Origin of the sequence: Pacificibacter sp., from assembly GCF_039769035.1 — a bacterium.
GTDB lineage: Bacteria > Pseudomonadota > Alphaproteobacteria > Rhodobacterales > Rhodobacteraceae > Celeribacter.
Genome location: NZ_JBDMZG010000023.1, coordinates 16,447 through 29,324 on the forward strand (window position 1 = coordinate 16,447; position 12,878 = coordinate 29,324).

General features: G+C 51.5%; 12 protein-coding genes. 6 read left to right on the plus strand and 6 right to left on the minus strand.

Going from position 1 to position 12,878, the window contains the following annotated elements; all coding sequences use genetic code 11:
* Nucleotides 1–83: 83 nt before the first annotated feature.
* On the minus strand, nt 84–566 hold the full coding sequence (locus ABF287_RS02295; RefSeq protein WP_347183412.1) for an MSMEG_0572/Sll0783 family nitrogen starvation response protein: 483 nt from the start codon (nt 564–566) through the stop codon (nt 84–86).
* A 265-nt stretch (nt 567–831) separates the two neighbouring features.
* Between ABF287_RS02295 and ABF287_RS02300 the strand changes: the two genes are divergently transcribed.
* From ABF287_RS02300 to ABF287_RS02315, 4 genes are all read left to right on the plus strand, one after another.
* The gene (locus tag ABF287_RS02300) at nt 832–2,196 is read left to right on the plus strand and encodes a PLP-dependent aminotransferase family protein (RefSeq protein WP_347183413.1); all 1,365 of its coding nucleotides are present in this window, start codon (nt 832–834) and stop codon (nt 2,194–2,196) included.
* Between the two features lie 558 nt (nt 2,197–2,754).
* Nucleotides 2,755–3,792: an amino acid ABC transporter substrate-binding protein gene (locus ABF287_RS02305; protein ID WP_347183414.1), complete on the plus strand. Its 1,038-nt coding sequence runs from the start codon at nt 2,755–2,757 to the stop codon at nt 3,790–3,792.
* Nucleotides 3,793–3,849: 57 nt separating this feature from the next.
* Complete coding sequence (locus ABF287_RS02310; RefSeq protein WP_347183415.1) at nt 3,850–4,986, plus strand: ABC transporter permease subunit; 1,137 nt, start codon at nt 3,850–3,852, stop codon at nt 4,984–4,986.
* 1 nt (nt 4,987) lies between these two features.
* A complete protein-coding gene (locus tag ABF287_RS02315; protein WP_347183416.1) occupies nt 4,988–6,070 on the plus strand; it encodes an amino acid ABC transporter permease in 1,083 nt (360 codons plus the stop codon).
* A gap of 79 nt (nt 6,071–6,149) precedes the next feature.
* On the opposite strand, the gene ABF287_RS02320 is transcribed toward ABF287_RS02315, so the two are convergent.
* From ABF287_RS02320 to metC, 4 genes are read right to left on the minus strand one after another with little or no spacing between them, the layout of a single operon-like run.
* Nucleotides 6,150–6,365 carry a DUF6552 family protein gene (locus tag ABF287_RS02320; RefSeq protein WP_347183417.1) on the minus strand — a complete coding sequence of 72 codons (216 nt, stop codon included), beginning with the start codon at nt 6,363–6,365 and terminating at the stop codon, nt 6,150–6,152.
* Between the two features lie 30 nt (nt 6,366–6,395).
* Nucleotides 6,396–7,280, minus strand: coding sequence for an MBL fold metallo-hydrolase (locus ABF287_RS02325; protein WP_347183418.1), 885 nt, complete (start codon nt 7,278–7,280; stop codon nt 6,396–6,398).
* Nucleotides 7,281–7,295: 15 nt separating this feature from the next.
* Nucleotides 7,296–7,934, minus strand: a complete 639-nt coding sequence (locus tag ABF287_RS02330) for a VOC family protein (RefSeq protein ID WP_347183419.1) — start codon at nt 7,932–7,934, stop codon at nt 7,296–7,298.
* A 25-nt stretch (nt 7,935–7,959) separates the two neighbouring features.
* On the minus strand, nt 7,960–9,135 hold the full coding sequence (gene metC, locus ABF287_RS02335; protein ID WP_347183420.1) for a cystathionine beta-lyase: 1,176 nt from the start codon (nt 9,133–9,135) through the stop codon (nt 7,960–7,962).
* A 101-nt stretch (nt 9,136–9,236) separates the two neighbouring features.
* On the opposite strand from metC, the gene ABF287_RS02340 reads away from it, so the two are divergent.
* Both ABF287_RS02340 and ABF287_RS02345 read left to right on the plus strand, forming a co-directional pair.
* The gene (locus tag ABF287_RS02340) at nt 9,237–11,573 is read left to right on the plus strand and encodes a molybdopterin-dependent oxidoreductase (protein ID WP_347183421.1); all 2,337 of its coding nucleotides are present in this window, start codon (nt 9,237–9,239) and stop codon (nt 11,571–11,573) included.
* Between the two features lie 21 nt (nt 11,574–11,594).
* Nucleotides 11,595–12,365, plus strand: a complete 771-nt coding sequence (locus tag ABF287_RS02345) for an IclR family transcriptional regulator (protein WP_347183422.1) — start codon at nt 11,595–11,597, stop codon at nt 12,363–12,365.
* A gap of 58 nt (nt 12,366–12,423) precedes the next feature.
* Here the strand turns inward: ABF287_RS02345 and ABF287_RS02350 are convergent, their stop codons facing one another.
* Nucleotides 12,424–12,825, minus strand: coding sequence for a rhodanese-like domain-containing protein (locus ABF287_RS02350; protein WP_347183423.1), 402 nt, complete (start codon nt 12,823–12,825; stop codon nt 12,424–12,426).
* Nucleotides 12,826–12,878: the final 53 nt, after the last annotated feature.

Below are 12,878 nucleotides of genomic sequence, written 5' to 3' on the forward strand. Positions count from 1 at the left end.
AAAACCGCGCCATGATCAGATGAAGTCAAATTTGAAGGTCGGAGCCTTGGGGCGACGCCGTTGCCGCCCCAAAGCTTCCGGTGTTAGACAGTCCAGGTGTCCACGATCACCGCATCGTCGCGGATGTGTAGCAACTTGAGATCAAGCACATCTTGCGGTGCGATTGGCACGATGCCAGGAAGCAAGGATGGCTCGCCGTGGCCCATAAGCATTTGCAGGGCAAAACGGCAGGCATAGACTTTGCCGCCCTCTTTCATGAACTTTTTCAGGTTGGCCGAATAGTTCTGCGCGCCCGGAAAGGCTTCGTCGCCCAATGTCGGGAAACCACGTTGAACACCCAAAGACACACCTGGGCCATAAAGCAGCACAGACGTCTCAAAACCTTTGCGCTGTAGGCGGATGGCCTGAAGGATATTCACCAATCCAATAGAGCCCTCAAAGGCAACAGAGTGGAAGGTCACAAGTGCTTTCTGGCCTTCTTCGGCCTGTACGTCTTCGAATACTTTCTCTTCGTAGTCCACAAAGAAATCACCGTCTTTATGGGCTGGTGTTGTTACCTTTGGCATTTCGCTCTCCTGTAGTTTGCGGTTGTCTTGCCTTAGGTGTGTCAGGTCATGCGGTAGGCTTCTATTGGTGCGTACAAATATACATACAATGTAATTGTATTGATTGTACGCTTTTGCTTAACTGCTGTGCGATACCGGATAAAATATGCGAATATTTGGGCTGTATTTGTTTTTTTGGCGCTTTACAGGCTTGCTTCTCGTCCTAATATTGATTGCATATTATGCATACAATGTTGGCACTAAGCGCAAGGATGAACGAAGAGCAATGGAGAATTGGTCGAAAAGAATCGAACAAGCGAGCAAACCGCGGTATTTGGCGATTGCCGATTGTATTGCGCAGGACATGAAGGATCGTGTGTTGTTACCCGGTGATCGGTTGCCGCCGCAGCGGCGGCTTGCCGACATGATTGGCGTTGATTTCACAACCGTTTCACGTGGCTATACCGAAGCGATCAGTCGCGGACTTGTTGAATCACATGTTGGGCGTGGCACCTTTGTGTTGCCCCAGCACAATATCAACGGTGCCAGCGATGAACGCCGCGCGATGGCGAATGATCTCACCATGAATGCGCCGCCCGAACCCACGGATCCTGATCTTATCGAACGCATGCGCTTAGGGCTTTCTGCCGTGTCCGAAGATCTCTTGCATCTGCTGCGCTATCAAGCACCGATGGGCGGCGATGTCGACAAAGAAGCGGCGTCGATCTGGCTGTCTATGCGTGGGTTGGTGCCCAATCTGGATCGCGTGTCGGTCACCCCTGGGGCACATGCCACGATGCTCGCGATCCTCACTGTTTTGGCGCGCCCTGGTGATTGCATTTTGTGCGAAGATATTACCTATGCGGGCTTCAAAAAGATCGCGGCGCAGCTGGGTCTTGAACTGATTGGTTTGCCGATGGATAAGGATGGCATTTTGCCAGACGCCCTCGAAGAGGCCATTCACCGCCATGGTCCAAAAGCGCTTTATCTTAATCCGACCTTGCACAATCCGACCACTATGATTGTGCCTCAACATCGCCGCCTTGAGATTGCCAAGGTGATCAACCGCCACAGTCTTCCGCTGATTGAGGACGATGCCTATGGGTTTGTTCTACCTGATGCGCCGCCTCCGATGGCAACCAGCGCGCCTGAGTTGACGTGGTACATCGGGGGGCTTGCGAAGTGCATTGGCGCGGGGTTGCGTCTTGCCTATACCGTCACTCCCAATGCGAGGGCCAATTTCGCCCTTGAAAATGGTATTCGTGCCGTATCAGGCATGTCTTCGCCGGTGTGTATGGCGCTTGCGACCCGCTGGGTTCTAGATGGCACGGCGGATCAAATTCGACGCTATATTCGCAAAGAAAGCGCCATCCGTCAGGAAATCGCCGCGCAGGAAATCACCGAGGCCGAGTTTTGGTCACACCCGCATGCATTTAATATCTGGCTGCGGCTCCCCGAGAACGTGAGCTGTGCGACGTTGATGTCCCATATGTCCAACCACGAGATCGGCATTGCCCCTGAAAACGCGTTTCGCACCGCGGGGATACATGACCAAAACGTGCGCATTTGTCTTGGCGGGCGTATTCAACGCGAAACTCTGCCAAAGCTTCTGTCCCATCTCAATAATCAAATTTGGCAGCTCAGCCAGTGATGCGGCTTGGAGGGTGTCTTGGCGTCGGCTCAATCAATTTAGCTCAAAACATCACTATAGCATCTAGAAGGTGTTGTGACTGATTTTGATCAAATTCGGGCTTGCTTGTCTCCGTGGCTGATGGCAGGAGCGATCCGCTCTAAGAGAGAGTTTGCCGCTTGCGAAAGCCTGAGAAAAGGTTCCTGTGCACTTGCAAGATGGTGGCGCAGGGGTTCCTTCAGCGGTGAAGATAGTTGCGATGATGAGTGCGGACTGTCCGAGATTGTATGCGTTGAAAATATCTTCACCACGGCGTCTTCCTCCGGACAGATGATCGGCTCTCTGATCTTGAGGGGCTGGTGGTCAAGTTTGTATCCGAAATTCCGGCCACCACCTTATTTAGGAACTTCCACACAATGATGTGCCTTTCATTTTAGGCGATATGCGGTTGTTTTGGGCAAATTGATAATTCGAAAGCTGATACTCATTTAAAATTGTTGACTCGATGAATTGGCCTCGGCATGCTGTATGTCAATACATATGTGCTGACATACAGCACAAACAACAAGGAGTGAAATCATGAAAAAGAATACGACACTTGCAATTGCAGTGGGTCTTGCGGGCGCAGCCTTGGCTCCAACTGCATCATTCGCGCAGAGCGCGACGGTTCAGCAGATTATGGATCGCGGGACTATGTTGTGCTCTGGCCACAACGGTAGCTACTTCGGTTTTGTCGAAGTGAACGACAAGAACGAATGGAAAGGTCTTGATATCGACCTTTGCCGTGCAATGACCACCGCGATTCTTGGTGATCCAGACAAGGCGCAAATTGTGCCGCTTAGCTGGGCCCAACGTTTCCCTGCACTTCAGTCCGGCGATGTCGATATCATTATTAAGGCGACAGGTTGGACAATGGGCCGCGATACAGAGCTTGGTCTTCAGTTCAGCTTGCCTTACTTCTTTGGTGGGACACAGTTCATGGTCCACGGTGATCTGGGTATCTCGGACTCGTCCGGCCTCGAAGGCGGTACCGTTTGTGTTGAAGCGGGTACAACGATTGAACGTATTTCCGCAAACTACCTTCAGACCGCTGGCGTTGAGCACACCATGGTGTCCTACGAAAGCGCGGCTGAACTTCGTGCGGCATATCTTGCAAATCGCTGTGATGCCTTTGCGGGTTGGGGCCCAAGTCTGGCGGTTCTACGCGCGACCGAACTCGATAACCCAGACGCACACGTCATTCTGAATGACCAACTCTCGAGCGAGCCAATCGCAGCAGCAATGCGTCAAGGCGATGAAGGTTTCGTTGATATGGCGAACTGGACAATCGCGGCGCTTTTGATTGCCGAAGAAGAAGGCGTCACCTCTGCGAATGTCGAAGAAATGGCCGCAACACCTCCGAACCCTAAGGTGGCACGCCTTCTTGGTGTTGAACCGGGAATGGGCGAGCGTCTTGGCATCCGTGATACTTGGGCGCGTGAAATGATCGCAGCAGTTGGTAACTTCGGTGAAATCTACGATCGAAACCTCGGTTCTGAAAGCCCGTACAATCTTGAGCGTGGCTTGAACAATCTCTGGAGCCACGGCGGCGTTCTTTACGCTCCGATCCTTGACTAAACAGTATATGGACCGCCCAATCGATATTGGGCGGTTCACTTATATTTGGGGGCTAATATGACGACAACAGAAGTGCTTCGAAAGAAGAGTAGACAGCGAAAAATTACGATACAAGTATTGCTTGTTATCATCTCAATCATAGCGATTTGGGGGGCAGTGAGCAGTGCCCAAGTCAACCTTGCTGCGCTAGGAATTACGAACGGTTTTGGGTTTTTAGATCGCAGTACAGGCTGGGACTACAGCTTTTCTCTGGTCGAGCGATCCATCAATGATCCCTATTCAAAGACTTTGGTGATAGGATTTCAAAATACGATTTTCGTCGGTTTTATTTCCATCTTTTTTGCAACGATTTTTGGCTTCATCATCGGAACTGGACGCGATTCATCCCATCCTGGCGTGAAGGCCGCCGCAACAGTTTTTGTACAAACGTTCCGTAATATTCCTTTGATTTTGCAAGGCGTTTTCCTTTACTCAGTTCTCATACATTTCCCAGGACCGCGCCAATCCATGTCATTCGCTGACAGTGTATTTTTGTCAAATCGTGGGCTTATGTTGCCAGGCTTAAATGTATCGCCTAGCGTCGCGGTCGCTTTGATTTTGGCCATAGCTAGCGTGGCTGTGCTTTTGGTGTGGAGAAAGGTGCCTTTGCTGCGTGGTTTGATAATTTGGATTGCTGCGGCCATCTCGATGTCTGTGATTGTTGCGTTTGTGATGCGTCCCGAGGGTGAGCCGTTGTTGTCAATCCCATCATTGAAAGGGCTTCGATTTAATGGGGGCATAACCGTTTCTATTGAACTCGTAGCGATGATCACAGCGATCACATTGTACGGAAGTGCGTATATCGCAGAAGTTGTGCGCGGTGGCCTCAAACAAGTGCCCCGTGGTTTGATTGAAGCGGGGCAGGCTGTGGGACTAACACAAGGTCAAATTTGGCACCGCATCAAGATGCCCATGTCGCTACGCAGCATCATTCCGCCATTGGGCAATCAGTGGATTTTCATCATGAAAGCCACCACCATCGGTATCGCTATTGGCTTTAGTGATATGTTCTACATTGTATCGAATTCCATTACGCAATCTGGGCAGACGCTTGAACTTATCTTCTTGTTGATGGCGGCGTTTCTTACCGTGAATTTTTCAATCTCAATTTTTACGAATTGGTTGAACAATCGACTAAAGCTAAAGGCACACTAAGATGGCACATACTCAAAAATTATCTCCCAACCGCTTTCACGCCTATATGGCGTCTTTCTCAAAACGCGCTTTCGGGACCCCATCTGCAGCAGTTTTGTCCATCGTCATTTTTGGCGCTCTCGGGTATTGGACTTGGCTTGCGGTTGATTGGGCCATTTTTCGAGCGGTGTGGTCCGCCGAAAATGTTGCCCACTGTACCGAAGAGGCGGGTGCCTGTTGGTCTGTGATTGATGCGCGCCATCGCCTGATCCTCTTCGGTCTTTATCCCTATGAGGAACATTGGCGATCTACATTTGCTTGCCTGTCCATTATTGCGACAGTGATCATTTCTTGTTTTCCGGCCACCTGGACGGCGAAGCGACTCACAAGCCTTTGGGTGGCAGGATTTGCTGCATATTATCTCCTGATGGAAGGGAGCTTGCTGGGCCTTGCGCAGGTTACAACGGATGGGTGGGGCGGGCTTTCCCTCACGTTATTTCTGTTTGCGTCTGTTGTTCTATTGGGCATGCCTATGGGGCTTGGCTTGGCGTTGATGCGCCGCTCTGAGATGCCTGTTGTGCGTAGCTTTGCGGTGATCGTGATCGATACAATTCGTTCATTGCCTCTTTTGACTACACTGTTTACCGCGGCTGTCGTCGTTCCAATCCTTTTGCCAAGCTGGCTTGAAGGTGACAAGATTTGGCGCGTTATCATCGCGTTTTCTTTGTTCTTTGGCTGTTATCAGGCCGAAGTTTTCAGAGGCGGTTTTCAGGCCATTCCGAAAGGGCAATTCGAAGCCGGCAAGGCCCTTGGTATAGGGTATTGGAAGATCATGGCGCGCATCATTTTGCCGCAAGTGTTCCGCCATGCTTTGCCAAGTACCATCAATATGGTTGTTGTGACGTTTAAAGAGACAGCCATCGTGATCATCATCGGCTTCTTTGATGTATTGGCATCGGCCAAGGCTGCTTTCGGGACAGGCGAGTGGGCGCCGCATTACATGGAGGTCTATGTCTTTGTCGGTGCGATATATTGGACATTCATCTTTTCGCTCGGCCAGTATGGCGAGTATTTGAAAGGAAGAATGGCCTTATCGACGCACTAGCGACCTAGGAGGTGCAAAGAAAAGGGGCGAAGAGGTAAAACCCGCTTCGCCCCTTTTCTATTGGATCAAGTGTTGGGTATTACGAATTCAAATATCCAGCAATGAGTGCAACAAAGGCCCCGATGTGCACGACCATCAGCGCTCGGTCCCTCCACATAAATCCAACGACAAACCACAGCACGATACCGATGACAAAGGCCGCAATATTCCACGGCACGATATTCATCCCCGTCAAGGCATATCCAATAAGTTGCACGACCGTCGCAATCCATTTGATCACATCTACGCGTTCCATATCTTTACTCTTTCGTTATTTCGTTAAGGATCACAACGCATCAATTGGCACAGTAAGCGTCATGTTACCGTCTTTATCTTTGGGAACTTCGCCGGCGCGCATATTGACTTGGAGCGACGGAATAATCAATTTTGGCATGCCAAGGGTCGCGTCGCGGGCTTCGCGCATGGAGACGAACTCTTCACGAGACGCCCCTTCACCAACATGGATATTCGCTTTCTTTTGTGCGCCGATGGTCGTCTCCCAACGGATTGCGCGCCCATTGGGGCCGTAGTCGTGACATACAAACAGTCGCATTTCTTCAGGGAGAGCAAGAACGCGTTCGATTGAATCGAACAACTCACCGGCATCGCCTCCAGGAAAATCCGCCCGCGCGGACCCGCCATCTGGCATGAATAATGTATCACCCGTAAAGACCGCATCCCCTATGACATGCACCATACAGGCCGGCGTATGTCCGGGCGTATGCATGGCAAAACAAGTCATTTTGCCGACATTATAAACCTGATTGTCCGTGAACAGACAGTCGAACTGTGTGCCGTCCCGTTGGAATTCGGTGCCAGCATTAAAGATCTTTCCAAAGGTTTCTTGCACAGTCAGGATATGTTCACCGATCCCGATTTTACCGCCCAGTTTTTTCTGTATATAGGGCGCGCCAGATAGGTGATCTGCGTGAACATGTGTTTCAATAATCCATTCAAGTCTAAGCCCGCGTTCGGTTATGAATGCGATGATCTGATTCGCGGTATCAAAGCTGAGGCGTGCAGCCGCGTAATCAAATTGCATGACAGCATCAATGACCGCGCAAGACGTGCTTGCGGGGTCTTTGATGACATAGCTTATTGTGTTGGACTGCGCATCGAAGAATGCCGTTACGTCTGGCTTTTGATCCAGAGATGCAATTGGATGTTCCATGCCCGTCTTCCTTTTCTAATCGAGAGTTACAGCGCCTTTTGGTGTACTTAGATCAAAGGACAACGCGGCGGGGCCCTCGCTGACATTGGCCAAGTGATCGACCTTGAGTGCTTTCAAAACTTCCAACAGTTCAGACGGGTTTGGGTGGGCCAAATGAACCTTGTCCAAGGTCACGCCCAAATCTTGTTGGCCTGTGCTTGGATGGGGCCCTGGCGACCATTCGATGAACGCAGGCAACAAACCTCCCATCGGCAAGCTTCCGTCTTTTGGTACAGTCAAACGCCATGAGCGATCACCGCGCGTGAACAGTACCACTTCGCCCAGATCCACGGGGCTCGCGGCGATGACCGCATCCAGATCGTCGGTCCCAACGACCCAGCACAATGCACGAGGACGGGTTTTTAGGCGGGCTTGGGTGGCACGGTCATCCAGCGTGAACCAACGTACCCGCCCTGGATCGGCTGGTGCGTCGGGATCGATCGCGATAAGTTCAAAGAAGCTCTCGTTGCCTGATTGCATCACACAATTATGCGTGCTCATCGCGTCGTGTTTGCCGCCGCGTGGAACTTCGACGCCAAGGACGTCCTTCAGGCTTTCGATACCTTGCTCCAAGCTGTCGGCGCCAATCGCAAAGTGGTCAATTTTGTTGTGCATTTGGGCACTCCGTTTTGATGGTAAACTATGAATTCAAAAGAGGTAACGCGGCCTGCAGGTCTGCTTTCAGGCTATCTGTGTCTTCAAGGCCGATGTTAAACCGCACCAAGGCACCGGTCTCAGTCCAAGCTTTCGCGCTGCGCATGGGGTCAACGGGCAATACAAGGCTCTCGTATCCACCCCAGCTCACGCCGATACCAAAATGATGCAGGGCGTCGACAAAATCGCGGATTTGTGCCGCGCTGCAGGGGTGAAAAATCACGGAGAACAGACCTGCGGCGCCGGTGAAGTCACGCTTCCAGAAATCGTGGCCGGGGCAACTCTCAAAGGCTGGGTGCAGAACAGTCTTTACTTGTTTTTGTTGTCCCAGCCATGTCGCGATTTCACGGCCGGCCTTGTCAAAATACTCCATGCGGACCTTAAGCGTTCTAAGCCCGCGCAAGGCGAGGAAAACTTCGTGTGATCCTGGCTTGTCGCCGATTGCAAAAACGGTCTTACGTATCTGATCATGGTACATGGTATTGCTCGCGATCATGCCCATCATGCAATCTGAATGCCCGCTGATGTATTTTGAGCAAGAGGCGACCACGACATCGCAGCCCAGATCAAGGGGTTTGCAAAACAACGGCGTGGCCCAAGTGCTATCGATAATCGAGGGGATAGAGGCATCGCGTGCGGCTTTTGCAATGGCCGGAATGTCAGGTATTTCAAAGGTGCCCGACCCTGGGGCTTCGAGCATAATGGCGCAGGTTGTTTCACGAATTAAATCGTAGATATCTGTGCCGATCATGGGATCGTAGTATTCAATCTCAACGCCCATGCGGCTCAAAACGCCATCACAAAAGGCGCGCGTGTTGCCGTAGACGTGATCGGCGACCAATAGGTGTTTTCCCGGGGCAACGAATGTCATCAACGCCGTAGAGATGGCCGCCACGCCGGATGATGTTAAGGTGACACCGCGTGCGTTTTCGAGATTGGCAAGTAGCGCTTCCAGTTGAAATGAGGCGTCATTTCCATACCGCCCATAGTAAAGGGTACCGGATGCGTAGCGCGCATCGCGTGCGCTCTCAAAACTTGCCATACTGTCAAAGACAATCGTCGAGCCAAGCTCAATAGGCATGTTAACATGACGACCATCGACACGGGGAGGCCTACCGTTTTGCACGAGAGCATCGGCGTTATTTCTTGTATCTGAAGGCATGGAATAATCTCGCTTAATATAGACGTTCTGAGGATGACATCCCAGATCTACTGTGTCAATATGCAGAAAATATGTTCACTATAGCAGCACGTGAGAGTTGAATGCCTAAGATTGAAACAAAGATTACTGCAAACCACTGGGGCGTTGGTGTCGCTGTGGTTGAAGATGAAAAAATTCAATCGGTCGCTGGGCATTGCGAGGATCCAAATCCGTCGCGGATCAACGATAATATCGCAAGCAGCTTGCATGGCGATGCGCGTATCACGCGTCCAGCCGTGCGCAAATCATGGCTTGAGAACGGTCCCGAAGGGCGCGGTACAAGCGGCGAAACAGCACGCGGTCGCGATGGCTTTGTCGAAGTCAGTTGGGATACGGCTCTCGATTTGATTGCCAAAGAACTTAGACGTATTCGTGAGGCGTATGGGAATGGAGCAATTTTTGCCGGTTCATATGGTTGGTCAAGCGCCGGACGCTTTCATCACGCCCAGAGTCAACTGAAGCGTTTTTTGAACACGCAGGGCGGGTTCGTGCGTTCAGAGGGTAACTATAGCTATAATGCGGCCCTTGTCCTGATGCCGCATATCGTTGGGCCGTACCGACAACATGTTGTGGACGCGACCCGCTGGCCGGTCATTGCCAAACACAGCGATCTTGTTGTGTGTTTTGGTGGCATCGCACAGCGCAATACTCAAGTCAGCGATGGTGGCGTTGCGCGTCATCGGATGAAAGATAACTTGACCCTATGCAAGGACGCGGGCGTTGAGTTTGTCAACATCAGCCCATTACGCAGCGATATCTTAGAGACACTTGATGCTGTCTGGATGCCACCATTGCCGGGTTCTGACACTGCATTGATGTTGGGGCTCGCGCATACCTTGCTAACCGAAGGTCTGCATGATGTTTCGTTTTTGGATAAATACACCGTCGGCTTTGACCGCGTCGCAGCGTACATTCTGGGCAAAACCGATGGCCAGCCAAAAGACGCCGCTTGGGCTGCGGCACAATCGGGAATCGACGCCGAAGACATTGCGGCCCTCGCTCGAAAAATGGCGTCGTCCCGTACGATGATCAGTATTGCCGCGGGGGTACAGAGGGCAGATTATGGCGAACAACCCCTTTGGATGGGAGTGACTTTGGCAGCGATGCTGGGGCAAATCGGCTTACCTGGTGGCGGATATGTGATTGGGTACGGCGTGAACGCGAACATCGGGAATGTAGAGCGCCCATTTCGGTGGGGCGCCTTTTCACAACTCAAGAACCCGCACGATGACTTTATCCCAGTCGCGATGATTTCCGAGATGTTACTAAGTCCCGGGAAAAGCTATGATTACAACGGGCGTAAACGGAAATTCCCCCATGCGCGTATGGTCTGGTGGGCCGGAGGAAACCCTTTTCATCATCACCAAGACCTGAATAGGTTACACGAGGCGTTCCAGGCCCCCGACACCGTGATTGTGAATGAGCTGAATTGGACCGCAACCGCGCGTCATGCGGATATCGTTTTGCCGATTGCGTCTGCGCAAGAACGTACAGACTTTGGCGCAGGGAAATCAGACAATGCCCTTGTTCCGATGCCTGCATTAATCAAGCCGGTGGGCGAGGCGCGGATGGAATATGACATCTATGCAGACCTCGCAGGGCGTCTTGGAAATGCCGAGGCGTTTACGGAGGGGCGCAGCAGTGAAGACTGGTTGCGGTGCATTTGGCAACAAACGCAATCTACGGCTTCGAAGGCCGGTATTGATCTGCCGAACTGGGATGAATTTATCTCTGGGGACGTTGTGCATGTGCCAGATCCAGCGCCTGAGCAAGTATTTCTGGACAAATTTCGTGCCGATCCGGTGGCAAATCCCTTGTCGACCCCAAGCGGCCGCATCCAGCTATTCTCGCAAACCATTGCGTCGTTTGGTCGCCCTGACTGCCCAGGCCATGCGGCGTGGTTCGCGCCACGGGATGTGGCAGCCGGAGCGGAACAAAAATACCCACTGTATATGTTGTCGGGGCAACCAAAAACGCGGTTGCACAGCCAGCTTGATAATGGCGACTATAGTAAAAGCCATAAGATCAAGGATCGCGAGCCGGTGCTGCTTCATCCAAGAGATGCGGCTGAGCGTGGGATTGAGCATGGAGATATCGTTGAGCTCTACAATGATCGCGGGCGTTGTCTTGCTGGTGCAAAAATAACCGATGAAGTCCGCGAGGGCTGTGTCTTTTTGTGGACGGGAGCTTGGTATGATCCCGATTTCAATGCGCCGCAAAACCGTGATCGACATGGAAATCCGAATGTTTTAACCCATGATCTTCGCACATCGTCCCTTAGTCAAAGCACGGCGGCACATTCAACCTTGTTGAATGTACGTAAGTTTGAAGGTGTATTGCCAAAAATCACGGCTCATTCAGCTCCTGACTTCCTGTTTCGGAATGAACCTGATACTTGATACGTATCGGAGGATGAACCAATGACAGATACGCCGCCTAAGACGCCCAAAGTTGACTCTACCCTCTCCAAGGGATTGAGCATTCTTGAAAACTTGGCACATGCCCCATCAGGCAAGGGCGTTACCGAGTTATCGGTGGAGTTGGGTCTTACGAAATCTAACACATTTCGCCTTTTGCAGAGTCTCACAACACTTGGATATGTCAAACACTTGGAAAGCAAAGCTTATGCCGCGACGTTGAAGACGTGGCAAATTGGACGAGCTTCGGTTGATAATTTGAACCTGCGCGAACTGGCCGCGCCTGAGATGTCATTCCTGTCCAAGGAAACCGGCGAGACGATTTATCTGGCCGTTCCTGAACATCTTGGGATCGTCTATATAGATAAGATTGAGAGCCAAAAACCCATCCGGTCTTGGAGCCCGATTGGCGGCGAAGCGCCGATTCATTGCGTGGGTACCGGGAAGGCCATCTTGGCGGCGAATTATGGTAGCATGCGCGAACGCATTAAGGGGCAACTGACCCGACATACGGAAAAGACAATATCCTCTATTGCGGCCCTTGATGATGATATAAATGCGACGCTTGCCCGAGGATATGCCGTAGACCAAGGCGAATTTCGCGAGCGCATTTGGAGTCTTGGGGCAGCGATTACGCTTCCCAGTGGAGAAAGCATAGCGTCGTTGGGGATTTCGTTGCCAGATGTGAGTATGCCCGAAAACGGGTTAGATAGATATGGATCTTTGGTTGCCAATTGCGCCGAAAGCGTATCTGCGAAACTGGCGCGCCGCTAAATTTCACTTGATCTAACTGTTTCGCGCCTTCTTTGTAGAGTGCGCGAAACAGAGTTTTTTAGCCCTTCTTTTCAGGAAATTCGACTGAACCGCCTTGTTTTTCCCAAGTGGAGAAACCTTCTTTGAGGTGAGCCGCTTCAAACCCCATGTCTTGGAGCGTGGCAACTGTTAGCGACGAGCGCCAACCTGAGGCGCAATGGAAGACAAACTTTTTATCTTCTCCAAAGATGTCCTTGAAATATGGGCTGTCTGGATCGACCCAGAATTCGATCATGCCACGCGGCGCGTGAAAGCTGCCAGGAATAAAACCTGTGCGCTGGCGTTCACGTGGGTCGCGAATGTCAACCACGACAACATTTGGATTTTCGAGCATCGCGATGAGGTCGGCGGTTTCGACTTCCTCAATGCGCGCTCTTGCGGCTTTCACCATGTCAGATGATGACAATTTGAGCTTTTTCATAAAGACCTCTGTGCTGATATATAGAACTTATATATCATATATTGACACAGAGG